This window comes from Thermobifida cellulosilytica TB100 (genome assembly GCF_001517975.1).
GTDB classification, from domain to species: domain Bacteria; phylum Actinomycetota; class Actinomycetes; order Streptosporangiales; family Streptosporangiaceae; genus Thermobifida; species Thermobifida cellulosilytica.
This window is the reverse complement of the sequence record NZ_KQ950180.1, coordinates 1030601-1053415: the sequence shown is the minus strand read 5'-3', so window position 1 is coordinate 1053415 and position 22815 is coordinate 1030601. Positions and strand designations below refer to the sequence as shown.

The following is a 22815-nucleotide window of genomic DNA, read 5'->3' as shown; positions in this document are numbered from 1 at the left end:
TCATGGCGCTGACTGCCACGGAATCAGCCACGTCCACCGCCAGCTCCTTCGGCTCCGCTGTCGCGCTCTCCTGTCGCGAGTGCGGATCGCGCTACGACCTCGGACCCGTCTTCGCCTGTATCGAGTGTTTCGGCCCCCTGGAAGTCGCCTACGAGTTCGGCGCCGTCACCCGCGAGTCCATCGAGCGGGGACCGAAGAGCATCTGGCGCTACAAGGCCCTCCTGCCGGTCCCCGAGCAGGTCGAGAGCCTGCCGAACATGAACCCCGGCCTGACCCCGCTGGTCCGGGCCGACCGGCTCGCCGCCGAGCTGGGCCTGCGCTCCCTCTACGTCAAGGACGACTCCGGCAACCCGACGCACTCCTTCAAGGACCGCGTCGTGGCGATGGCCGTCGAAGCCGCCCGCACCTTCGGCTTCACCACCCTGTCCTGCTCCTCCACCGGCAACCTCGCCGGGGCGGTCGCCGCCGCGGCGGCCCGCGCCGGGTTCCGCTCCTGCGTGTTCATCCCGGCCGGCCTCGAGGAGGCCAAGGTCGTCATGGCGGCCGTCTACGGCGGCCAACTGGTCGCGATCGAGGGCACCTACGACGACGTCAACCGGTTCTGCTCCGAGCTCATCGGCGACCCGGCCGGGGAGGAGTGGGGGTTCGTCAACGTCAACCTGCGCCCCTACTACGCCGAGGGCTCCAAGACGCTCGCCTACGAGATCGCCGAGCAGCTCGGGTGGCGCCTCCCCGAGCAGATCGTCATCCCCATCGCCTCCGGCTCCCAGCTCACCAAGATCGACAAGGGCTTCCAGGAGCTCGTCAAGCTCGGGCTGGTCGAGGACCGGCCGTACCGGATCTTCGGGGCGCAGGCCACCGGCTGCTCCCCCGTGGCGCGCGCCTGGGAGAACGGCTACGACGTGATCCAGCCGGTCAAGCCGGACACCATCGCCAAGTCGCTGGCCATCGGCAACCCGGCGGACGGCCCGTACGTGCTCGACGTCTGCCGCCGCACCGGGGGAGCGGTCGAGCACGTCAGCGACGAGGAGATCGTCGACTCGATCAAGCTGCTGGCGCGCACCGAGGGCGTCTTCGCCGAGACCGCGGGCGGGGTCACCACCGGTGTGCTGCGCAAGCTGCTGGCCAAGGGCGTGCTCGACCCGGAGGCCGAGACCGTGGTGCTCAACACCGGGGACGGACTGAAGACGCTCAACGCCGTGGCCGGCACCGGCGTCACCGCGACGATCAAGCCGTCGCTGCGCGCCTTCAAGGACGCCGGGCTGCTCTGAGGCACCGGTCCCCCTTCCATCCGCAGAGTCGAAACGAACCGAGGAGTCCACAGCGATGAGCGTCAGCGTCCGTATCCCGACCATCCTGCGCACCTACACCAGGGGACAGGCCGAGGTGACGGCCGAGGGGAGCACCCTCAAGGAGGTGTTGGCCGACCTGGAGGCCAACTACCCCGGCATCCAGGCCCGCATCCTCGACGACAAGGGCGCGGTGCGCCGTTTCGTCAACGTCTACGTGGGCGACGAGGACGTCCGGTTCGCCGACGGGCTGGACACCCAGACCCCGCAGGGCACCCAGGTCTCGATCATCCCGGCGGTCGCGGGCGGCTGTTGACCGGAAGCGACGTGAACGGGGACGGCCGGAGCGCCAGGCGCTCCGGCCGTCCCCGTTCGGCGGCGCGGAAAAGTTTTCGCGACCCAGTTTGAGCTGCGCTGACCTGCGGGTAGCGAGGCCGGGAAGGACGCGGCGGACGTTTGCACTCGACACCTGGGAGTGCTAAAAAGAGACCGTTAGCACTCTCATGTCGTGAGTGCTAAATCTCGGATCGAGACGATGAGGTCGCGTCCTCCGGCAGACGGGTGCCGGAGCGCCGTGGCCATCCGTCGCGGGCGTCGGCTCGTTCCCTCGCGTATCAGCCCGGTCTCGGGAGGACTAGAACTCTATGGCAGCCAAACTGATCGCGTTTGACGAGGAAGCCCGGCGCGGCCTCGAGCGCGGTATGAACCAGCTCGCGGACGCCGTCAAGGTGACGCTCGGCCCCAAGGGCCGCAACGTCGTCCTTGAGAAGAAGTGGGGCGCGCCGACCATCACCAACGACGGTGTCTCCATCGCCAAGGAGATCGAGCTCGAGGACCCCTACGAGAAGATCGGCGCCGAGCTGGTCAAGGAGGTCGCGAAGAAGACCGACGACGTCGCCGGTGACGGCACCACCACCGCCACCGTGCTGGCGCAGGCCCTGGTGCGCGAGGGTCTGCGCAACGTGGCCGCCGGTGCCAACCCGATCGGTCTGAAGCGCGGCATCGACGCCGCCGTGGCCCGGATCAGCGAGGAGCTGGCCAACCTCTCCAAGGAGATCGAGACCAAGGAGCAGATCGCCTCCACCGCCTCCATCTCCGCCGGCGACACCCAGATCGGCGAGTACATCGCCGAGGCGATGGACAAGGTCGGCAAGGAAGGCGTCATCACGGTCGAGGAGGGCCAGACCTTCGGGCTGGAGCTCGAGCTCGCCGAGGGTATGCGCTTCGACAAGGGCTACATCTCGCCCTACTTCGCCACCGACCTGGAGCGCATGGAGACGGTCCTCGAGGACCCGTACATCCTCATCGCCAACCAGAAGATCTCCAACAACAACGAGTTCCTTCCGGTCATCGAGAAGGTCCTGCAGTCCGGCCGCCCGCTGGTCGTCATCGCCGAGGACGTCGAGGGCACCGCGTTGCAGACCCTGGTGGTCAACAAGATCCGCGGCACCTTCAAGTCCGTCGCGATCAAGGCCCCCGGCTTCGGCGACCGCCGCAAGGCCCAGCTCGGCGACATCGCCGTGCTGACCGGCGGCCAGGTCATCACCGAGGAGGTCGGCCTCAAGCTCGAGAACACCGAGCTGGACATGCTCGGCCGGGCCCGCAAGGTCGTCGTCACCAAGGACGAGACCACCATCGTCGACGGCGCCGGTGACGCCGCCGCGATCGCCGGCCGGGTCAACGAGATCCGCGCCGAGATCGAGCGCACCGACTCCGACTACGACCGCGAGAAGCTCCAGGAGCGCCTGGCCCGCCTGGCCGGTGGCGTGGCCGTCATCAAGGCCGGCGCCGCCACCGAGGTGGAGCTCAAGGAGCGCAAGCACCGCATCGAGGACGCCGTCCGCAACGCCAAGGCCGCGGTCGAGGAGGGCATCCTGCCCGGTGGTGGTGTCGCGCTGCTTCAGGCCAGCGTCACCGCCTTCGAGAAGCTGGACCTGGAGGGCGACGAGGCCATCGGCGCCAACATCGTCCGCCGCGCCGTCGAGGAGCCGCTGAAGCAGATCGCGATCAACGCCGGTCTCGAGGGCGGCGTCGTCGTGGAGAAGGTGAAGAGCCTGGAGCCCGGCGTCGGCCTGAACGCCGCCACCGGCGAGTACACCGACCTGTTCAAGGCCGGTGTCATCGACCCGACCAAGGTCACCCGCTCGGCGCTCCAGAACGCCGCCTCCATCGCCGGTCTGTTCCTGACCACCGAGGCCGTCATCGCCGAGAAGCCGGAGAAGCCCGCTCCGGCCGCTGGCGGCGGTGACATGGGCGGCATGGACTTCTAGTCCGCGCCCGACGTCGCAGACGTCCACGGGGACGGTCCCTGCGGGCCGTCCCCTTTCTGCTGTCCGCGCCCGGACAGCCGGAGTCAGCCCGCCACCAGACCGCGCCGGGCCAGCTCCTCCAGCACCCGCACCCCCGCGGGAGCGCACCGGTCGGCGTCGGCCCCGGTGAACCAGGCCAGCTCGGCGATCTCCGAACTGGGGGCGAGGGTCCCGGTGAACTCGGCGGTGTAGCAGGCCAGGCGGACCCGGGTGCCCTCCGGGTAGCCGTGCGCCCGCTCGTCGACCACGGTGAACAGCCGCAGCGTCGCCGGGTCGAGCCGTACCGACACCTCCTCGGCGACCTCGCGCACCAGCGCCGCGGCGTCGCTCTCCCCCGGCTCGCGTTTGCCGCCGGGGAGGTAGAAGACGTCCTTGCCCCTGGACCGGACCTTGAGCACCCTGCCGTCGCGGACGCACACCCAGGCCAGCGCGTCCACGACGCCGGGCGCGGCGGAGTCGGAGAAGCCCATGGCCCCACCCTAGGACCCCGAGCGCATCCGGCTTGCCGGGAGCTTACGCGCGAGTCCGACTTTCCGGGGTACCGTCGAGGGTGTCGTCCTCATCGGCCCGGTGCGGAACCGCGGTGGCCACGGCACTGGCGTCCGCGGGCGGCGCGATGGCGGCCACGTACGCACTGTCGGCTTTCACGGAAACGGGAGACAAGGTGTTCTGCGGTGACCCGCTGGAGCAGGGCTACCAGAAATGCGTCGACCAGATGGAGCTGTTCGCGGGGGCCTCGCTCATCCCCGCGGTGCTCGCCCTGGTGCTCATGATCGTCGCCTTCACCTCTCCCGCCCTGCGCGTCCAGCCCGCGCTGCGCGCCCAGACCCTCGGATACTCGCTGGTGGCCTGGATGATCGCCGGGGGCACCGTGCTCATGGGCTGGCTGCCCGCGATCTAGGCGCGTCCGCGGCCGCCTGCGCGGTCGGACCCCGCCCGGCCGGAGAGCGGTCAGAGCGTGCTCAGCGTGAGGAACAGCACGAGCAGCAGCACCAGGAAGCCGACGTGGATGAAGTTGCTCAGCCACGCCCAGCGGACGTAGCGGTCGAACTCCTCGGGGTCCTGGTCCTTGCTCAGCGCGACGGCGGCCAGCACGATCCCGATGACGTCGGTGACGCCCACGCAGGTCATCGTGAGGATGATCGCGATGATCAGCGCGAGGACCGCGTTGCCCCTGGCCAGCGGAGGACCGGAGACCGGAGGCAGGCCGGACGGGACGGGCGGTGGGGCGGGGTGCCAGGGCGTGCCGGAAGCGTCGTGGGCGCCACCGCCCGTCGGGGGCCAAGGGCCGGTGCGGTCGCCCCAGGGGTCGGCCGAGCCGGGCCACTGGCTGTTCATGAGTTCTGCCCTCTCTTCAGGTCCGCGTTCTCCACATGGCGGAGCGCCGACCGCGAACTCGGTCAGTAGTTCAGTCCCGGCGAGACCGCGTCGTCCACCCAGGACCCCGCCTGGGTGAGGAGCACGCCGAAGGAGACCAACATGACCAGGAGCATCACCGCGCCGGCGCCAAGGCAGTACCAGGAGTACCTGGTAAGAGTTTCGGCCTGAGTGTAGAGCCCCTGATCACGCTTGTGCGCGGCGCGTACCGCGAAGACGATGCCGAGCACCCCGAACAGCCAGTTGGCGCAGCACAGGAAGGTCAGCGCGTGCAGGATGAGCGCCATCGTGGAACTGCTCGACCCGGTGGGGTGCGGTCCCGGTGCGTGGTCGGAGCGGTCCTCGTCCCGCTCGCGTGCGGCCCGGTTGACCCGAGGCGGCGGCTCGTCGCGGGGGTCGGCGGCTCCGGGAGGCAGCGACGGGTTGCTCATGGGGGAGAAACCTCGATTCCGTACGGCTGCAATGGCTTCCCCCATCTCACCAGAATCCGTGCCCCGGTGCCGAGAGGGACGTGCGCGCACCGCGCTGGGAGCGCTTGTCCGCCGGGGGATCGGCGCTTCCGGCTCCCGCCCTCCGGGGCCGCGTCCCGGGGGTGCCAAGCCGCCCTGGAGCGGCCTCCGCGGCCGGTTCCGGGGCGGGCCGGTCGGTCCGCCCAAACTCGGGGCAAACGATCCGGAATATCCCCGTACAGCCGCGGTTCGGGGCAGGAGTCCGGGGCCGGGGGAATGCAGGATGGTCATGCGTCCCAGCCCTGGCGTGCGGCTGTCCTGGCGAGTTCGTCCCAAGCGTGCCGAGGTCGTGGACGACGGCGCGACAGCCACCGGTGCAGCCCGTCACCGTGGTGGCCGTCGGCCGGGGTGGCATCCGGGACCACCGGGTCCCGTCCCACAACTCCGCAACGGTGGTACGCGGGTGCCACGAGTGAGAGGCCCGGAACGATGGCGTCCGGGCCTCTCGTCCGTTGTGCGGGGGATGGCGGCAAGGTAAGCCCGCATATCAGTCGCGGTCGGAATTAACTTGCTTTTTGGCCGTTTCGAGCGAGAGGTCCGGTAGCTGTTGCGGGCGGTCGAGGTTAGCCTGAAAGACCCGTCCAATGTTGGAGGGGCGAGGGGAACCGTGCCGTCCGGTCCCGGCGCGACCGGAGCGGACACGGTCCTTCGGTGTTCCGACTGCGAAAGCGAAGAGGTCACACGTGCCCACTGGCAAGGTCAAGTGGTACGACGCGGGTAAGGGTTTCGGTTTCCTCACCAAAGACGACGGCGGCGAGGTCTTCCTGCATGCTTCGGCGCTTCCTCCCGGCACGACCACGCTCCGCCCCGGGCAGCGGGTCGAGTTCGGAATCGCGGAGGGGCGCAAGGGCGCTCAGGCCCTCCAGGTCAGACTTCTGGAAGAGCCGCGTTCGGTGGCCAAGGCGCTGCGCAAGAAGCCGGACGAGATGGTGGTCATCATCGAGGACCTGATCAAACTGCTCGACAGTGTGTCCAACACCTACCGCCGGAACAAGCACCCCGACCACCGCGAGGCGGCCAAGATCGCCCAGGTGCTGCGCGTGGTCGCCGACGACCTGGAACTGTAACCCCCGCTGACGCGCCCAGTGTGGCACACGCCACAGGGCGCGTCGGTGCTTTTCCGGACTGATAAGCGAGTAACGGTCGGCTATCGATCGCCGTCGTGGTCAAGCCGGTACCGGTAATCAGCGAAAATGGAAGTGTGAGACGCACCCGTCGATCCCCCGTACCAGACAAGGCGTGTATCGAGGCGCAGGATCTCGCCCGCGCGGCGGCTGCCGAGATCGGACGCCCCGAGTGGGTGGGAGAGCACCTCGGTACCCAGGTCGAGGGTGACCGCCTGGTCACCCACCTCTTCGCGTGCCTCGACCCCGCCTACCCGGGCTGGCACTACTCGGTCACCGTGGTGCGCGCCGCCCGGGCCAAGTACGTCACCGTCAACGAGTCGGTGCTGCTTCCGGGGCCCGACGCGCTCGTCGCACCCGAGTGGCTGCCCTGGAAGGAGCGCCTGCGTCCGGGTGACCTCGGCGTGGGCGACCTGCTGCCCAGCTCCGCCGACGACGAGCGGCTGATGCCGGGCTACGCCCAGATCGCCACCGACGAGACCGTCGAGGACGGCGAGGACAAGCAGATGCTGTGGGAGCTGGGGCTGGGCCGACCCCGCGTGCTCTCCGAGGTGGGGCGCGAGGCGGCGGCCGCACGCTGGTACGCCGGTCCGGGCGGGCCGAACAGCCCCATCGCCAACGCCGCCCCGGCCAAGTGCGCCACCTGCGGGTTCATGGTCCCGCTGGCGGGCGAGCTGCGGCAGATGTTCGGGGTGTGCGCCAACGAGTACGCCCCCGACGACGGCCGGGTGGTCTCCCTGGACCACGGCTGCGGGGCGCACTCGGAGGCCACGCTGCCCGAACCGGAGTCCCAGCCGCTCACCCCGGTGGTGGACGAGATGGGCTACGACACCATCGTGTTCGACGACACCGGCGAGCTGGAACTCGTCTCCTCGGACCAGCAGTCCCAGCAGTGACCGGCGGGCCTGACCGGAAACGGTCAGGCCCTTCCGCTTGCTGAAACGGTTCAGTTACGCTTCGCGGCCATGGCCGCCAGCGAGATCCGCGAGCTCTCCGACCCCAGCCGCCCCCACCACACGGAGGCCGGACCGCGCCCGGTCCGCCTCCACCTGCACCGGCCGCAGCGGCCGGGACACGCCCCCCTGGGGCTGCTGTCGCACGGCACCGGCGGCTCCGCCGAGCAGATGGCCTGGCTGGCCGAGCCCTTGGCGGAGGCGGGCTTCCTCGTCGCGGCGGTCGACCACCACGGCAACAACTACCGCGACGGCGCCACCCTGCGCGGGTTCGCCTTCTGGGCGGACCGGCCCCGGGACCTCTCCTTCGTGCTGGACCACCTCCTCGAGCGCGAGCAGGTCGGCCCGGTGGGCGCCGCCGGCTTCTCCCTCGGCGGCTACACCGCCGCCGCCCTCGCGGGCGTGCGCCTGGCGCGCCGACCGATCGAGGCGGCCCTGCGCGGGGAGTACCCGCTGCCCTCCCCGCCCGAGTACCCCACCCCGGCCGAGGAGCTCCTCGCCCTGCCCGCCGAGGCCACCGACACCTGGCCGCAGCAGCTCGCCGCCGGCCACGCCGACCCGCGGGTGCGCTGCGCCTTCCTGGTCGCCCCGGCCCTCGGCGAGATCGTGGACACCGGCGCCCCCGCGCGGCCGGGGCGGCCCGTCGCGGTGCGCTGGAGCGACGCCGACACCGTCGTGCCGCCCGGGACCGTCCGCCGCTCCCTCGACGCCCTGCCCGGGGCGGAGGGGCGCTCGGTCGGCGCGGACGTCGACCACTACGCGTTCCTGTGCCGGGCCGACCCGGACAGCCCGTTCCACGACGCGGTCCGGGCGGGAGCGCCGGTGCGCGCCCGTGTCGCCGCCGAGGTCGTGGAGTTCTTCCGGCGTCACCTGCGATGATGGCGGTCGCAGCGTCGCACGGCCCGGCCGGTGCCGCAGACCCGACCGGCCGCGCCCCACACGCCGAGGAGTGAGCACGTGCGCAGTGAACTGTTCAGCGAGGCCCGGGAGAACGACCTGCCGGGCATGACCCTCCAGAACCCGCGGATGCTGCGGGTCGCCTGCGACGGCGAGTTCTACGCGCGGCAGGGCTCGATGGTGGCCTACCAGGGCGACATCGACTTCGCCTACCGGGGGGCGGGAGTCGGCCGGTTCGCCAAGAAGATGCTCACCGGCGAAGGGCTGCCGCTCATGCGGGTCTCCGGCAAGGGCGACGTCTTCCTCGCCCGGGACGCCTGGGAGATCCACATCCTCGACCTGGAGGACGACTCGATCACCGTCAACGGGCAGAACGTGCTCGCCTTCGACGCCGGACTGGACTGGGACATCCACCGGGTGCGGGGCATGGGCATCTTCGCCGGCGGCCTGTTCAACACGGTCTTCACCGGCCGGGGGCGGATCGCCATCGCCTGCCACGGCACCCCGGTCCTGCTCGACGTCGACCAGCCGACCTACGTCGACACCAAGGCCGCGGTCGCCTGGTCCACCTCCCTGAAGACCAGCCTGCGCAGCACCGTCAAGGCGGGCGCGCTCATCGGCCGCGGCAGCGGCGAGGCGTTCCAGCTCGCCCTGGAGGGGCAGGGGTTCGTGCTGGTCCAGGCCTCCGAGGGGGAGGTGCGGGCGGCGCCGTCGGCGTGAGCGGGCCGCCCCTCACTCCAGGTCGGCCTCGGCCCGCAGCATCGGCAGGGTCTGCGGGTCGCGCAGCAGCGCCGCGACGAGGTGGCGGCGCTCCCAGCGGCCGGTGATCCAGCACAGGCCGCGGGCCAGGCCGTCGGTGGTCGAGGCGTGCACGTGGCCGTCCACGCAGCGCCACTCCACCGCGACGCCGTCCACCCGCAGCTCCGCGTGGTGCAGGTAGGTCAGCGGCGGGTCGTCGAGGAACACCCGCACCTCGTCGGGCACCGGACGGACCTCCCCGGAGGAGGTCACCCGGCCCGCCACCACCTCGGAGGCCAGGCTCAGGTCGAGCGCGTCGGCCAGGTCGGCGGCGCGCTCCACCGGACCCAGCACCACCGGCCGGTCGGCGAGCAGCGGCAGCAGGTCCGGCGCGTCCACCACCACGGCGTCCTCCGCGTCGGCCACCACCACCGCGCCGCCCTGCACCGCGCGCACCCGGTCCGGCGGGGACACCCGCTCGGCGGGCACCTCGGCCAGCGCCGCCCAGATCCGGCGCAGCGACGCGCGCGACACCGAGCGCTCCGGGTCGCCCAGCCGCTCCAACAGGTCGTCGGGACCGTCCGGACCGGCGAGCAGCTCGCCCAGGTCGGAGCGGACCCCCAGGGCGCGGGCGAACTCCGGGTCCAGCGCCGTGGGGATCTCGTCGTAGAGGCCGGTGAGCGCGGGGTCGGCGTCGGCGGCCCGCGTCTCCGCCGGGGTGAGGTCGTCCAGCAGCGCGCCCGTGCGCAGCCACCAGGCCGTGTAGGAGGGGACGTCCACCACGCGGCCGTCCCCCGTGAACACCCGGGCCGGTTCGGTCACCGCCGCGCGGGGACCGGGGGCCGCCAGCAGCTCCAGCGCCTGCGGCCAGCGGTCCTCCCGGACGTACTCCAGGTCGCGCACCCCCACCAGCTCGGGGAGGATCGGCGGCAGTTCGGGGTGGCCGAGCAGCTCCGAGACCTCGGCGGCCCACTCCGCCACGCCGTCCAGCGGGATCTCGTCGAGGCTCTCGGCCAGTGCCGCGCCCAGCGTCACGTCGTGGGCGCGGTACACGGTGAACAACTGCACCACGCCCACCGCCTGCAACGTCTCGGTGTCGTAGGACTCCGCCAGGTCGTCGGCGAGCACCCCGAAGGGCGCGTCCTCGACGAGCAGGTCCCGCAGCGGGCTGTCGGGGTGCAGCAGCTCGGCGGCGGGCGAGTAGTCGCCCTCGGCGTCGCGCAGCGCCAGTTCGGCCAGCCACGGCTCGTCGGCGACCGTGGTGGCCGACGCCGCCACCAGTTCCAGCACGGCCCGGGCGATCGTGTCGGGGTCGTCGGCGTCCAGCGAGTTCTCCACGGCCGTCCGGGTCATCGGGTCGGTGAGGATCGCGCGTTCGTTCGCCTCGACCGCGCCGAGCCGGACCAGCAGCGGGTCGACCGCCTCGGGGTGCACGATCCGCAGGCCCAGCGGCGCCAGCGCCGCGACGTCCAGCGTCCCCGCCGTGAACGAGGGGCCGGTGGGCAGCAGCAGGCCGCGGGGGCCGCGCACCAGCCGCCCGTCCCACAGCGGCACCGGCAGCGCGCCCAGCTCGCCGAGGTCCGCGCCGCGCTGACCGGCCGCGCGCAGCGCCGCGTACAGTCGCGCCCACCAGGCGGGCTCCCGCTCCAGGCCGGCGAGCAGGTCGGCGAGGTCGGCGAGGGAGACGCGGCGCAGCCGCAGCGCGCGCAGTCCCGGGTGCTGTAGGTCGGCGTCGCCGGGCAGCGCGTTGGGCAGCAGGTCGCCGAGCACGTCCAGCAGCACGCCGCCGCCCTCGACGACCACGGCGTCACGGGGGGTGAGGGGAGCGCCGGCGGCGGAGCGCAGGAACGGGGTGTCCGGCAGCAGGCGGGCCACCCGGGCACGGAAGCGGGCGTCGAACTCGGCGCCGCCGAGCCGCTCCAGCGGGACCAGGTCCCAGACGGCGGGGGCGTCCAGGCGGCACAGCAGTTCGGCGTAGGCGGAGGCCGCGGCGTCCAGCAGGACGTCGGCGGCGGTCCCGGGCGCGATGCGGCGGCGGTCCGGCGACAGCGGGAAGGTGCCGATGAGCAGCGCGGGGACGTGCAGCTCCTCGTCGCTGGGGGTGGGGGCGTGGACCACGCGGGGCACGTCGGCGGGCAGGGCGGCCGCGTCGCCCGCCGGGTCGAGCGCCACCGCCCAGGTCAGCGACCAGTCGCGGCGGTCGCGTTCCTCGACGGGGCGGTCGGCGAGGTCCTCCGGTGCGAACCGGCCCGACCGGGTCAGGGTGCGCCAGCGGGTGACGTGCTCGCCTCCGGCGTCCACGCTGCGGATGGCGACCGTGCCGTCGTCGCCGGGGACGGAGTACAGGGAGCGGACCTGGCCGTCGGCGTCGATCTCGACCTCGGCCAGCCACGGCAGGGCCAGCAGCAGCGCCTGCCCGGCCTCGGCCAGTTGCAGGGCCAGCCGCGCGCCCGCGTCGGCGTCGCGCAGTTGCAGGACGACCGCGCTGTCGTAGCCCTCGGGGGGCCGGGTGTCGTCGGCGAACGGCAGCCGCAGCAGCGGCACCCGGCCGTCGCGCCGCGCGATCTCCTCGGCGAGTTCGGGACGGGACCGCCCGGTGGCCACCAGCGTGTCGTGGACCAGAGCGGCGGCGCGCTCCCGGTTCCACCGCACCGCGCCGTCCCGGGAGGCGAACACCACGTCGTCGCTGATCGACGCCACCGAGGTGAAGCCGACGCCGAAGCGGCCCACGGCGGCGGCGTCGCGTTTGGCGGAGGCGCGCAGGGTGGACAGCGACTCCACGCCCTCGGCGGTGAGCGGGGCGCCCGTGTTTGCGGCGGTGAACTCCCGGCCGCGCAGCGCCAGCCGCAGCCGTCCCCGCACCCCGGCCCGTTGGGCGGCGTCGGCGGCGTTCTGCGCCAGTTCCACGACCACGCGGTCTCGGTAGCCGCCGAGGGCGTAGTCCTCCTCGGCGTTGGCGTCCTCACGGAAGCGCGCGGGCGAGGCGGCCCAACTGTCCAGGACCCTTCTGCGCAGTTCAGTCACGCCGAACGGGTCGACCGTCGTGTGCGTCAAGGAGACCTCCCCAGGACCGGTGCGGCACCACCGTAGACGACGGTTCCGGCGGGGGGACGCGGGCGGTGTCCTTCCCCGGTGAAATCTCGGGAAACCCTGGGCAGCCCGGTCCCGACGCCCGGGCGGCCCCGCCTCCGGGCCGGGGGAGGGGTCAGCGGGCGACCCGGAAGAACCCCTCCGCGATCAGGCCGCGCAGCGCCGCCGGGGTCCGCTCCCGCAGCGTGGCCGGGTCCTGGCCGATCAGCTCCGCGATCGCGTCCAGCAGCGGCCCCACCGGGATCGTGCCGTCGCACACGCCGGCCAGCGCCGCCTCGACCGTGCCCACCTGGGCCACGCGGCGCAGGCCCGCGGTCTGGCGGAGCAGGATGCGCTCCGGGTCGAGGGCGCCCGGCACGCTGATCCGCTCCTCGCGGACCCCCGGGGCCGTGGCCACCCGGGCCGCGAGCAGGGCCGCGTCGGTGAGGCGGTGCGCGGTCATCGCCCCGTCCACCACGTCCGGCAGGTACGGCCCCACCGGCTGGTCGATCTCGTGGCGCAGCTCCTCCACCCGCACCGTGGCGTCCTGGGCGGCGTCGTTGCGCAGGCAGATCCACCCGAAGCCGATGCCCTTGATGCCCTCGCGCTCGAAGTAGTCGAGCCAGGCGTCGTAGCGGGCCGTGTACTCGGGGCTGCCCTGCTCGCAGGAGTCGCGCAGCCACAGCTCCACGTACTCGGCCGGGTCCTGCACGTCGCGTTGGACCACCCAGCCGGAGCACCCGGTGCCCGCGACCCAGTCGCCGACGCGGTCCCGCCAGTCCTCGCCGTCCACGTGCAGCCAGTTGGCGAGGAGCTGGCACCAGCCGCCGTCGGTCAGGTGGGCGGGGGCGGACGCGACGATCTCGGCGCACACCGAGTCGCCGGGCAGGTCGGACTCGCGGTAGGTGTAGCGGGCCGGGCCGGGGGTGACCACGAACGGCGGGTTGGAGACGATCAGGTCGAACCGCTCCCCCTCGACCGGCCGGTACAGCGACCCCTCGCGGGTCTCGACGCCGTCCACGCCGGACAGCGCGCAGCTCAGCCGGGTCATCCACAGGGCGCGCGGGTTGACGTCGGTGGCGCAGACCCGCTGGGCTCGCTCCGCCAGGTGCAGCGACTGCACGCCGCAGCCCGAGCCCAGGTCGAGCGCGCGCTCCACCGGGCCGTCCACGATGAGCCGGGCCAGGGTCTGCGACGCGCCGCCCGCTCCCACCACGTGGTCGGGCCGGGGCTGCCCCTGCCCGGGGCGGACGGTCGGGTCGGAGACGACGTAGCCGGGGCGGCCGTCGGCGAGCTCCCACGGCTTCACCTGCACCAGGGCGCGTACCAGGCCGTCGCGGACGGTCAGCAGGCCCGCCGCGGCGAGGTCGGCGAGCGGCAGGGCGCGCAGCGCGGCCTCCGGCACCGCCTCGCCCAGCCACCACAGGCGCAGCAGCAGGCCCAGGCGCTCCTCGCCACCGGTCGCCCGCAGGGCGGGGATCAGTTGTTCCCGGGCGAGCGCCCGCGCCGCGGTGTCGCCGAGCCGGTCGCGGACTCCGGAGACGGTGTAGTCGGCGTCGAGCAGGATGCCGCGCAGGCGGTCGGCGAGGTGCGGCGGCAGCGGGCGGAGCGTTTCGGACACCCGTTCATTATCGAGGACATTCCTCGACCGCGGGGGCGGGTCAGGTCCGAGGCTGTCCGGGGACACCGCCGGAGTCGTGGCCGGGGACCGGTTCCGCGGGGGCGTCCGGTCCGGCGGAGCCCCGTCGGCGGCGCTCCTCCTCGGCGCGCCTGCGGATCAGGCGGGGGACGTACCAGAAGCCGAACACGCCCAGGGCGATCCCGACCACGCAGACCCAGATCCACCACCGGTCGTCTTCGGGTAGCCGATCGCCCTGGACGAGGAGGACGATCAGGGCGACGGTCCACGCCGCCGTGCCCAGCGCTGCGGGGACGCGGTAGTCGGACTCGTGGACCTCGGGGTCGGGCTGCCGGGGTTTACGCACGTTTTCAGGCTAAACGATCGGTGAAGGCGGCTCACCGACCGCGTGTTTCCTCCGCGTTACCGCGCTGACGTGTGAAAACTCGGAATTGATCCGATGTTTCCCTGTGACCGTGGCCTGTCAGATTAGAGCGAGTGAGCGAATCCTCTGCCCCAGTGACCGACCAGGTGCCCGCACCCAAGCGCACCGGTCTCCTCGCACCCCTCGACCGCTATTTCAAAGTGAGCGAGCGAGGGTCGAACTTCGCCCGCGAGATCCGTGGCGGCCTGGCCACGTTCTTCGCGATGGCCTACATCGTCGTCCTCAACCCGCTGATCATCGGTACGGCGCCTGACATCAACGGCGACACCCTGGGCATCCCCCAGGTTGCCGCGGTGACCGCACTCGTCGCCGCGGTCTCGTCGATGCTGATGGGCGTCATCAGCCGCTACCCCTTCGCGATCGCCTCGGGCATGGGCCTCAACGCGATCCTCGCCTACGTCCTCGCGCCCATGATGACCTGGTCCGACGTGATGGGCCTGGTGGTCATCGAGGGCGTCATCATGCTGGTGCTCGTGCTGACGGGCTTCCGCAACGCGGTCTTCAACGCCGTTCCCCCCTCGCTCAAGAGCGCGATCGGGGTCGGCGTGGGCCTGTTCCTCGCCCTGATCGGCTTCGTCAACGCCGGCTTCGTGCAGCCCGGCAGCGGCACCCCCGTCCAACTGGGCGTGGGAGGCTCCCTGGACGGCTGGCCGATCCTGGTGTTCGTCCTCGGCCTGGTGGCCACCATCATCCTCATGGTGCGCAAGGTCAAGGGCGCGGTGCTGATCGGCATCGTCTTCGCCACGGTCCTGGGCATCGTGGTCGAGGCGCTGGCCAAGGTCGGCCCGAAGACCGGCGCGGACGGCACGGTCAACGAGGTGGGCTGGTCGCTGACCGTCCCCGAGGTGCCCACCTCGGTCGGCGACCTGGTGTCGCTGCCGGACCTCAGCCTGGTCGGCCAGTTCAACCTGCTCGCCGACTGGAAGGGCGTGGGCATCGCCACGATGCTCATGCTGCTGCTCACCCTGCTGCTGGCGGACTTCTTCGACACCATGGGCACCATGGTCGGCGTGGCCAGCCAGGCGGGGCTCACCGACGAGGAGGGCAACGTGCCCAACGCGCAGGGCGTGCTCGTGGCCGACGCCATCGGCACCGTCGCGGGCGGCCTCGCCTCGGCCTCGGTGGCCACGACCTATGCCGAGTCCGCGGCGGGCGTCGGCGAGGGCGCGCGCACCGGCATCGCGTCGATCGTCACCGGCCTGCTGTTCCTGGGGGCGCTCTTCATCACCCCGCTGGCCGCCCTGGTGCCGTTCGAGGCGGCCACCCCGGTGCTGATCGTCGTCGGCTTCATGATGATGACCCAGATCACCCGGGTGGACTTCAGCGACCTGGGCATCGGCATCCCGGCCTTCCTGGCCATCGTGGTCATGCCCTACACCTACTCGATCGCCAACGGCATCGGCGTCGCGTTCATCGCCTACACGGTCGTCCGCCTGGCGCAGGGCCGCTGGCGCGACGTGCACCCGCTGATGCTGGTGGTCTCGCTGGTCTTCCTGATCCACTTCTCCGAGGCGGCCCTCCAGGGCCTCATCGGCTGACACCGCCGGGCACGTCCGGCACCGTTCGGCGTCCCGCCCCGCTGGGGCGGGGCGCCGAACCCGTTTGCGCCCCGGGCGCGGCGGTTACCCGCACAGTCCTGCGGGAATACCCGCCTGCGAGACATCGTTAGCAAAAGTAATGAGTCATGCTAATGAACCGATCCACCCCCACCCCGCCGACCGGAACTGACGCCGGCCTGGCCGCGGCACTGCGCATGGCCGTGGGGCGACTGGCCCGACGGCTGCGCGCGCAGCGGCCGGACTCCTCCCTGTCCCTGGGACAGGGATCGGTGCTGTTCGCCCTGGCCCGACACGGGAAGATGACCCCGGGAGCGCTCGCCGACCACGAGAAGGTGCAGCCTCCGTCGATGACCCGGATCATCGCCGCCCTGGAGGCCAGGGGCCTGGTCCGCCGGATGCGCCACCCGGACGACGGCCGCCAGCAGTTGGTGGAGATCACCGAGGAGGGCAGCCGGCTGGTGGCCGCCGACCAGCAGCGCCGGGAGGCCTGGCTGACCCGGCGGCTCGCGGAACTCAGCCAGGAGGACAAGGAGGTCCTGCGCCGGGCGACCGAGATCCTGGACCGGCTGAGCCAGTCGTGACCGGGGGCGGCGGGAAGGGGGCCGACGCAGAGGAGTACGCCGCCATCAGCAGCACAACCGCCTCGCACGTCCGTACGGCGACCGTCCCGGAGACTCCCCCCGCAGACCCGCCCGAGCCGGAGGAGCCCGGGCGCCGCTCCGGCATGTTCCGGTCGCTGGCCAACCGCAACTACCGCCTCTTCGCCCTCGGCCAGGTCGTCTCCAACACCGGCACCTGGATGCAGCGCATCGCCCAGGAGTGGCTCGTCCTGCAACTGAGCGGGGGCAGCGGCGTGGCGCTGGGCATCGCCACCGCCCTGCAGTTCCTGCCCATGCTCGTCCTCGGCCTGTGGGGCGGCGCGCTCGCCGACCGCTTCTCCAAGCGCCGCCTGCTCATCCTGACCCAGGCCCTCATGGGCCTGCTCGCCCTGGGACTGGGCCTGCTCGTCACGTTCGGCACCCCCCGGGTGGAGCACGTCTACGCGTTCGCCCTCGCGCTCGGCCTGGTCACCGTGGTGGACACCCCGGTCCGGCAGAGCTTCGTGGTCGAAATGGTGGGACGTCAGGACCTTCCCAACGCCGTCGCGCTGAACAGCGCCAGCTTCCAACTGGGCCGGGTCACCGGCCCCGCCGCGGCGGGCCTGCTCATCGGGCTCGTCGGCACCGGCCCGGTGTTCCTCATCAACGCGGCCTCCTTCGTCGCGGTCCTCACCGGCCTGCTCCTGATGCGCCCCGCCGAACTGCACGTCAGCAAGCCCGTGCCGCGCTCCAAGGGCCAGGTCCGGGAGGGGCTGCGCTACGTCACCGGCCGCCGGGACCTGCTCCTGCTGCTCGGCGTGATCGCCTTCGTGCAGCTCTTCGGCTCCAACGTGCAGAACCAGCTCGCCCTCATGGTCAACAACGTCTTCCGGGCGGGCTCCGAGGCGTTCGGCCTGGCCGCGACGTTCCTCGCGGTGGGCGCCCTCACCGGCGCGCTGATCGCGGCCAAGCGCGAGGCGCCCCGGCTGCGCACCGTGGTCCTCGGCGCGTTCCTCTTCGGCGTGCTCCAGATCGTCGCCGGGCTCATGCCCGGCTACGTGGCGCTGCTCGCGGCGCTGGTGCCCATGGGCGTCTCCTTCATGACCTTCACCACCTCCATGAACGCCTACTTCCAACTGAACGTGGAACCGCAGATGCGCGGCCGGGTCATGGCCATGTACACGCTGGTGTTCCTCGGGGTCGCCCCCATCGGCGCGCCCGTCGTGGGCGTGCTCGCCGACCTGTTCGGCCCCTCCGTCAGCATGGTCACCGGCGGAGCGGTCAGCGTCGCCGTCGCCGTCATGGCCGCCGCCGTGCTGGGCCGTAGGCTCGGGGTGAGGATGCGCCTCACCGCGCGCCGCCCCTTCGTCGAGGTGGTCCGGCGCACGGACCCGGCACCACCGGCCTGACCCGGAGGCATGATGCGCCTGTTCACCGCCGTCGTCCCGCCCGCCGCCGTGCTCGACGCCCTGGGCGCTGCGGTGGAGTCCGCCCGCCCCACGGCCCGCAGCCTGCGCTGGGCGCCCCGCGAGCAGTGGCACGTGACACTGCTGTTCCTCGGCGAGGTGCCCGACGAGCGGGTCGACGCGGTGGCCGGGGAGCTGGGCCGGGTCACCGCCCGGCACCCCGCGATGTCCCTCCGCCTGCGCGGCGGCGGCACGTTCCCGCCCAAGCCGGTCCGCTCCCGCGTGCTGTGGGCGGGCCTGGACGGGGACGTCGCGGCCCTGGCCGAGCTGGCGGACGCCCAGCGCGAGGCCGCCGCCGGACTCGGCGTCCCGGTGGAGAACCGCCGCTACGTCCCGCACCTGACGGTGGCCCGCGCCCGCATCACCACCAACCTCACCGCCCCCTGCGCCCGCCTCGACGCCCTGGACACCGAGCCGTGGGAGGCGGCCGAGGTGCAGTTGGTGCGCAGCCGCCTCAGCGGCGCCCCCCGGTACGAGACCATCGCCGCCTGGCAACTAGCCTGAGGGGACCGGCCCCGATCCGAACGGCGTCAGGCGGCGACCAGGAGAAGACGGAGAACACCCCATGAGCATGCTCACCAACAACCGGAAGCAGCGCTGGCTCCTGCCCACGGTGCTCGCGGTGATCGTGCTGATCGTGGTCCTGGGCGCCCTGGTGCGGTAGCCGCGGCGCTCCCGCGCCCGCCGCGGACGCGCCCCGCGGGCGGGGCGCGCCGGATGGCAAGATGGCTCCATGACCCGAGGCGTCCGTGTGTGGCTGGCAGCCGTGCTCCTGGGGGCTCCCGCCGCGACGGGAGCCGCCGCCCCCCAGGAGACGGTCGAACCGGCGACGCCGGACCCCTCGGTGAGCGAGGCGGTGCCCGCGGGCACCGAGATCGCGTTCCGGCTCACCGACCCGCGGATCGCCGAGTCCAGCGGACTGGCCGCCTCCCGGCGCCACGAGGACGTGTACTGGACCCACAACGACAGCGGTCCCGACTACGGCCCCACCCTGTACGCGGTCAACGGGCAGGGCGACACGGTCGCCACCGTCTGGCTGGCCGGGGAGGGCGTCGAGGCCCGCGACTGGGAGGCGATCGCACTCGGCGCCGACGAGGCCGGGGAGCCCGCGATCTACGTCGCCGACATCGGCGACAACTACCAGGGCGGCTGGCCGAACGTGCGCGTCTACCGGATCCCCGAGCCGCGCGACCTGGTCGACCAGACCGTCACCGCCACCACGTTCACCTTCACCTACGCCGACGGCGGCCGGGACGCCGAGGGCCTGCTCGTCGACCCGCGCGACAACCGCCTCTACGTCGTCAGCAAGGAGATCGCGGGCGGCCTGTACGCCGCCCCCGAACAGCTCGACCCCGACGGCGTCAACACCCTCACCCGCGTCGGCGGCGCCCCGCTGTTCGCCACCGACGCCGCGTTCTCCCCCGACGGCAGGTACTACGCCGTCCGCACCTACTGGAACGCGACCCTCTACGACGCCTCCGAAGGGGTGCCGGGACGGCGGGCCGCCACCGTGGCCCTGCCCGAGAGCGACCAGGGCGAGTCGGTCTCCTTCACCGGCGACGGGAGTGCGCTGCTGGTCGGCAGCGAGGGCGTGCAGAGCCCGGTGTGGCGGGTGCCGCTGGACGACGTGCTGTCCCGTCCTCCCGCTCCCGAACCCGAGCCGTCGCCCAGCACCACCGAGGAGGCGGACCTGTCCGGCGGGGACGGCGCGGGCGGCCTCATCCTCGCCGGGGTCGGCGTGGCGGGCGTGGCCGTCCTCGCGATCGTCTGGCTGGCGCGCCGGGGGTAGCGCTCAGCGCCACCGGTCGGGGCCGGGGAAGTCGGCCGTCTCCACCGCCAGGTCGAACGGTGCGGGAAGGCCGGTCTCCGCGCCGAAGGGAACGGTGGTGCGCCTGCGGTACCGCCCCTGCTCCGGTTCCTCGTCCAGGGTGACCGACGGCCCCTCGTCGGCCCACCGGTCGATCAGCAGGTACAGCGGGACCGGGCCGTGGGCGTAGCCCCACAGCTTCCTCTTGCGGTCCCGTTCACCGCTGCTCTTGGAGACGATCTCGGCCACGAGCGGCGCGTCCTCCGCGGAGCACGAGAGGCCGTCGCCGCCGTCCAGCACCGCGGCGCGGGGCACGACGGCGAGATCCGGCACGTAGAGGTCTCCGAGAACCGGAACGCGCGCAGTCCCAGGGTCTGGTACACGTCCCACGCGTCGGGCAGGGAGCGCAGCAGTGTCCGGGGCACTCGGGCCGCGATGAAGTTGTGCGGCCGTGAGGGCGGCGTCACCAGCCTGATCTCCTCACCGAGGATCTCGGCCCGCTGGCCTTCGGGCACGTCCAACTCCTGCCAGGCGCGCAGCAGGCGGTCGGATCCAGGCGTGCTGCCATCGGAAACGGCTTCCACCATGACGACACCCACTTCGCTACGTCACCTCCCGGACCGGAAGCGCAGCCGTACCGCTTCGTGTCCACCCGTCGTTTCCGAGAAGAGAGAAGCGTCGACCGCGCGGCCGGGTCGACGCTTCGCAGACGGCGGGATTCCCGGGGTCAGCCCTGTTCCAGGAAGACCTCCCGGGCCAGGAAGGCGTGGCGGGAGTGGTCAGTGAACACCCCGTCGACACCCGCCGCGAAGAAGGCGTCGTACTCGGCGGCGAACGACCCGTAGGCGGTCGGGTCGTCGCCGTTGCGCAGCTTCGGCGGCAGGAAGTGGTTCTCGCTGCGGAACGTGTACGGGTGCACCAGCAGGCCCGCCTCGTGGGCGTCGGCCACCAGGGACGTGGGCTCGCCCAGGCCGCCCTCCTCGGTGACCGGGACGACCAGGGACTTGGCCGGGCCGATCGCGTCGGCGAAGGACGCCACCTCCGCCAGCCCTTCCGGGGTGGTGTAGCGCAGCCACGGCTCCTCGGCGCCCAGGAGGAACACCAGCGGCACCTCCAGCTCCCGCAGCTTGCGCAGGCTGTCCGCCTCGAAGGACTGCAAGAACACCGGCACCCGGGGCTCCGGGCCGCTCAGGCCGCGCTCCCGGAGCAGCGCGATCAGCGGCGGCTCCAGCTCCAGGCCCACCGACTCGTGGTAGGCGGGGTGCTTGGTCTCCGGGTAGATCCCGATCGGCCGCCCCAACTGCTCGGTCAGCTCCACGGCCAGGTCGATGATCTCCTCCAGGGTGGGGATCTCGTACTGGCCGTCGTGCTCGGCGTTGTACGGGCGCACCTCGGGCAGCCGCTCCACCGCGCGCAGCGTCTTGATCTCCTCCAGCGTGAAGTCCTGCGCGAAGAACCCGGTGACCTCGCGGCCGTCGATGGTCAGCGTGCGGCGGCGGTCGGCGAACTCGGGGCGGGACGCCACGTCCGTGGTGTGCCCGATCTCCGGTTCGTGCCGGGCGATCAGGTGCCCGTCCTTGGTGGCGACCAGGTCCACCTCGATGAAGTCGCCGCCGTAGCGGGCCCCCAGCGCGTAGGAGGCCAGGGTGTGCTCGGGGCGGTGCCCGGACGCGCCCCGGTGGGAGATGATCTTGATGTGCGGAAGCTGCCTGTTCCTGCGCATGGCCGAGACTGTTCCTGATCGGTACTGCGGAAACGCCGACCGGCCCGGGCGCGTGCCCCGGACCGGCCGACGGGGGACTTCGGCGGGCGGTCGGCTCAGCCGAGCTTGCCCACCACGTAGTCGATGCACTCGGTCAGCGCGCGCACGTCGTCCGGCTCGACCGCCGGGAACATGCCGATACGCAGTTGGTTGCGGCCGAGCTTGCGGTACGGCTCGGTGTCGACGACGCCGTTGGCGCGCAGCACCGCGGCGACCTTGGCGGCGTCCACCGCGTCGCTGAAGTCGATCGTGCCCACGACCTGGGAGCGGTGCGCCGGGTCGGCGACGAACGGGGTCGCGTACTCGGACTTCTCCGCCCACGTGTACAGGATCGACGAGGACTCCGCGGTGCGGCGCACCGCCCAGTCCAGGCCGCCCTGGCCGTTGAGCCACTCGATCTGCTCGGCGAGCAGCAGCAGCGTGGCCACGGCCGGGGTGTTGTAGGTCTGGTCCTTGCGGGAGTTGTCGACCGCGGTGGTCAGGGAGAAGAACGCCGGGATGTAGCGGTCCGTGGCCGCGATCTCGGCCATCCGCTCCAGCGCCCGCGGCGACATGATCGCGATCCACAGCCCGCCGTCGGCCGCGAAGCACTTCTGCGGGGCGAAGTAGTAGACGTCCGTCTGGCTGATGTCCACGGGCAGGCCGCCCGCGCCGCTGGTGGCGTCCACCAGCACCAGCGCGTCCTCGTCGGCGCCCGCCACCCGCTGGATCGGCGTGGCGACGCCGGTGGAGGTCTCATTGTGGGTGAGCGCGTACACGTCCACTCCGGCCTCGGCCTGCGGCGGGAGGTAGGTGCCCGGCTCGGCGCTGATGACGGTGGGCTCGGCGAGCCAGGGAGCGCCCTTGGTGACCTTGGCGAACTTGGAGGAGAACTCACCGAACGACAGGTGCTGGGACTTGGTGCGCACCAGGGCGTGCGCGGCGATGTCCCAGAACGCGGTGGTGCCGCCGTTGCCGAGGACCACCTCGTAGCCCTCGGGCAGGGAGAACAGGTCGGCCAGTCCGGAGCGCACCCGCCCGACGAGGGACTTCACCGGCTTCTGGCGGTGCGAGGTGCCGAGGTAGGTGGCTCCCGAGGAGGCCAGGGCGCTCAACTGTTCGGGACGGACCTTGGACGGACCGCAGCCGAAGCGGCCGTCACGGGGCAGCAGGTTCTCTGGAATGTGGATCTCGGTCACTCCGCCAGCCTACTCGGCCACCCACCGTCCCGTGCCGCAGGGGGGCCGCGGCGGAGGGCTCCGGAAGAGGAGAAACGCCGGGATATTTCCAGAATGGGAGAAGTTGCAATCCTGTCACGGCTCTGGTTCGCGGAGTA

General features: G+C 72.3%; 22 protein-coding genes. 13 read left to right on the top strand and 9 right to left on the bottom strand.

Annotated features, from left to right (window positions below):
* Positions 1-2: 2 nt before the first annotated feature.
* The 3 genes from thrC (at position 3) to groL (ending at position 3559) form a co-directional block, all read left to right on the top strand.
* Entirely contained in the window at positions 3-1271 is a 1269-nt protein-coding gene (gene thrC, locus AC529_RS04530; RefSeq protein WP_068753735.1) for a threonine synthase, read from the top strand.
* A gap of 55 nt (positions 1272-1326) precedes the next feature.
* Positions 1327-1605 (top strand): MoaD/ThiS family protein, encoded by a 279-nt coding sequence (locus AC529_RS04525; protein ID WP_068753734.1) that lies wholly within the window; start codon positions 1327-1329, stop codon positions 1603-1605.
* Positions 1606-1933: 328 nt separating this feature from the next.
* A complete protein-coding gene (gene groL, locus AC529_RS04520) occupies positions 1934-3559 on the top strand; it encodes a chaperonin GroEL (protein WP_068753733.1) in 1626 nt (541 codons plus the stop codon).
* Positions 3560-3642: 83 nt separating this feature from the next.
* Here the strand turns inward: groL and AC529_RS04515 are convergent, their stop codons facing one another.
* On the bottom strand, positions 3643-4068 hold the full coding sequence (locus AC529_RS04515; protein WP_068753732.1) for an NUDIX hydrolase: 426 nt from the start codon (positions 4066-4068) through the stop codon (positions 3643-3645).
* A 113-nt stretch (positions 4069-4181) separates the two neighbouring features.
* Here AC529_RS04515 and AC529_RS04510 point away from each other — a divergent pair, with 113 nt between their 5' ends.
* Complete coding sequence (locus AC529_RS04510; RefSeq protein WP_394326427.1) at positions 4182-4499, top strand: hypothetical protein; 318 nt, start codon at positions 4182-4184, stop codon at positions 4497-4499.
* Positions 4500-4549: 50 nt separating this feature from the next.
* Here the strand turns inward: AC529_RS04510 and AC529_RS04505 are convergent, their stop codons facing one another.
* Both AC529_RS04505 and AC529_RS04500 read right to left on the bottom strand, forming a co-directional pair.
* Positions 4550-4936 (bottom strand): hypothetical protein, encoded by a 387-nt coding sequence (locus AC529_RS04505; RefSeq protein ID WP_068753731.1) that lies wholly within the window; start codon positions 4934-4936, stop codon positions 4550-4552.
* Between the two features lie 62 nt (positions 4937-4998).
* Positions 4999-5406, bottom strand: a complete 408-nt coding sequence (locus tag AC529_RS04500; protein ID WP_068753730.1) for a hypothetical protein — start codon at positions 5404-5406, stop codon at positions 4999-5001.
* A 761-nt stretch (positions 5407-6167) separates the two neighbouring features.
* Here AC529_RS04500 and AC529_RS04495 point away from each other — a divergent pair.
* The 4 genes from AC529_RS04495 to AC529_RS04480 all read left to right on the top strand — a co-directional run bounded on the left by AC529_RS04495 (position 6168) and on the right by AC529_RS04480 (position 9178).
* On the top strand, positions 6168-6551 hold the full coding sequence (locus tag AC529_RS04495) for a cold-shock protein (protein WP_068753728.1): 384 nt from the start codon (positions 6168-6170) through the stop codon (positions 6549-6551).
* Between the two features lie 134 nt (positions 6552-6685).
* Entirely contained in the window at positions 6686-7504 is an 819-nt protein-coding gene (locus AC529_RS04490) for a DUF3027 domain-containing protein (RefSeq protein ID WP_198156286.1), read from the top strand.
* 69 nt (positions 7505-7573) lie between these two features.
* Entirely contained in the window at positions 7574-8440 is an 867-nt protein-coding gene (locus AC529_RS04485) for an alpha/beta hydrolase family protein (RefSeq protein WP_068753726.1), read from the top strand.
* Between the two features lie 78 nt (positions 8441-8518).
* Entirely contained in the window at positions 8519-9178 is a 660-nt protein-coding gene (locus AC529_RS04480) for an AIM24 family protein (RefSeq protein ID WP_068753722.1), read from the top strand.
* A gap of 12 nt (positions 9179-9190) precedes the next feature.
* Here AC529_RS04480 and AC529_RS04475 read toward each other — a convergent pair whose 3' ends face one another.
* From AC529_RS04475 to AC529_RS04465, 3 genes are all read right to left on the bottom strand, one after another.
* Positions 9191-12250: a sacsin N-terminal ATP-binding-like domain-containing protein gene (locus AC529_RS04475; RefSeq protein ID WP_068753720.1), complete on the bottom strand. Its 3060-nt coding sequence runs from the start codon at positions 12248-12250 to the stop codon at positions 9191-9193.
* A gap of 151 nt (positions 12251-12401) precedes the next feature.
* Positions 12402-13886 (bottom strand): DUF7059 domain-containing protein, encoded by a 1485-nt coding sequence (locus tag AC529_RS04470; RefSeq protein ID WP_068753715.1) that lies wholly within the window; start codon positions 13884-13886, stop codon positions 12402-12404.
* Positions 13887-13926: 40 nt separating this feature from the next.
* Entirely contained in the window at positions 13927-14250 is a 324-nt protein-coding gene (locus tag AC529_RS04465; RefSeq protein ID WP_068753713.1) for a DUF2530 domain-containing protein, read from the bottom strand.
* 152 nt (positions 14251-14402) lie between these two features.
* On the opposite strand from AC529_RS04465, the gene AC529_RS04460 reads away from it, so the two are divergent.
* The 5 genes from AC529_RS04460 to AC529_RS04440 all read left to right on the top strand — a co-directional run bounded on the left by AC529_RS04460 (position 14403) and on the right by AC529_RS04440 (position 19720).
* Positions 14403-15866: an NCS2 family permease gene (locus AC529_RS04460; protein ID WP_068753709.1), complete on the top strand. Its 1464-nt coding sequence runs from the start codon at positions 14403-14405 to the stop codon at positions 15864-15866.
* A gap of 152 nt (positions 15867-16018) precedes the next feature.
* The gene (locus tag AC529_RS04455; protein WP_068753708.1) at positions 16019-16468 is read left to right on the top strand and encodes a MarR family winged helix-turn-helix transcriptional regulator; all 450 of its coding nucleotides are present in this window, start codon (positions 16019-16021) and stop codon (positions 16466-16468) included.
* 143 nt (positions 16469-16611) lie between these two features.
* Positions 16612-17874 carry an MFS transporter gene (locus AC529_RS04450; protein WP_068754517.1) on the top strand — a complete coding sequence of 421 codons (1263 nt, stop codon included), beginning with the start codon at positions 16612-16614 and terminating at the stop codon, positions 17872-17874.
* 9 nt (positions 17875-17883) lie between these two features.
* Positions 17884-18435: an RNA 2',3'-cyclic phosphodiesterase gene (gene thpR / locus AC529_RS04445; protein WP_232306569.1), complete on the top strand. Its 552-nt coding sequence runs from the start codon at positions 17884-17886 to the stop codon at positions 18433-18435.
* A gap of 229 nt (positions 18436-18664) precedes the next feature.
* Complete coding sequence (locus tag AC529_RS04440; protein WP_068753704.1) at positions 18665-19720, top strand: hypothetical protein; 1056 nt, start codon at positions 18665-18667, stop codon at positions 19718-19720.
* A gap of 3 nt (positions 19721-19723) precedes the next feature.
* Here AC529_RS04440 and AC529_RS20770 read toward each other — a convergent pair whose 3' ends face one another.
* The 3 genes from AC529_RS20770 to serC form a co-directional block, all read right to left on the bottom strand.
* The gene (locus tag AC529_RS20770) at positions 19724-20071 is read right to left on the bottom strand and encodes a Uma2 family endonuclease (protein WP_232306568.1); all 348 of its coding nucleotides are present in this window, start codon (positions 20069-20071) and stop codon (positions 19724-19726) included.
* Positions 20072-20465: 394 nt separating this feature from the next.
* On the bottom strand, positions 20466-21461 hold the full coding sequence (locus AC529_RS04430; RefSeq protein ID WP_068753703.1) for a glycerophosphodiester phosphodiesterase family protein: 996 nt from the start codon (positions 21459-21461) through the stop codon (positions 20466-20468).
* Between the two features lie 95 nt (positions 21462-21556).
* Complete coding sequence (serC, locus tag AC529_RS04425) at positions 21557-22678, bottom strand: phosphoserine transaminase (RefSeq protein ID WP_068753702.1); 1122 nt, start codon at positions 22676-22678, stop codon at positions 21557-21559.
* Positions 22679-22815: the final 137 nt, after the last annotated feature.

What these genes read in the sequence shown, in the direction of transcription:
- thrC (WP_068753735.1), top strand. Translation starts at nt 3, where the DNA reads ATGGCGCTGACTGCCACGGAATCAGCCACGTCCACCGCCAGCTCCTTC.
- AC529_RS04525 (WP_068753734.1), top strand. Translation starts at nt 1,327, where the DNA reads ATGAGCGTCAGCGTCCGTATCCCGACCATCCTGCGCACCTACACCAGG.
- groL (WP_068753733.1), top strand. Translation starts at nt 1,934, where the DNA reads ATGGCAGCCAAACTGATCGCGTTTGACGAGGAAGCCCGGCGCGGCCTC.
- AC529_RS04515 (WP_068753732.1), bottom strand. Translation starts at nt 4,068, where the DNA reads ATGGGCTTCTCCGACTCCGCCGCGCCCGGCGTCGTGGACGCGCTGGCC.
- AC529_RS04505 (WP_068753731.1), bottom strand. Translation starts at nt 4,936, where the DNA reads ATGAACAGCCAGTGGCCCGGCTCGGCCGACCCCTGGGGCGACCGCACC.
- AC529_RS04500 (WP_068753730.1), bottom strand. Translation starts at nt 5,406, where the DNA reads ATGAGCAACCCGTCGCTGCCTCCCGGAGCCGCCGACCCCCGCGACGAG.
- AC529_RS04485 (WP_068753726.1), top strand. Translation starts at nt 7,574, where the DNA reads ATGGCCGCCAGCGAGATCCGCGAGCTCTCCGACCCCAGCCGCCCCCAC.
- AC529_RS04455 (WP_068753708.1), top strand. Translation starts at nt 16,019, where the DNA reads ATGAACCGATCCACCCCCACCCCGCCGACCGGAACTGACGCCGGCCTG.
- AC529_RS04450 (WP_068754517.1), top strand. Translation starts at nt 16,612, where the DNA reads ATGTTCCGGTCGCTGGCCAACCGCAACTACCGCCTCTTCGCCCTCGGC.
- thpR (WP_232306569.1), top strand. Translation starts at nt 17,884, where the DNA reads ATGATGCGCCTGTTCACCGCCGTCGTCCCGCCCGCCGCCGTGCTCGAC.
- AC529_RS04440 (WP_068753704.1), top strand. Translation starts at nt 18,665, where the DNA reads ATGACCCGAGGCGTCCGTGTGTGGCTGGCAGCCGTGCTCCTGGGGGCT.
- AC529_RS04430 (WP_068753703.1), bottom strand. Translation starts at nt 21,461, where the DNA reads ATGCGCAGGAACAGGCAGCTTCCGCACATCAAGATCATCTCCCACCGG.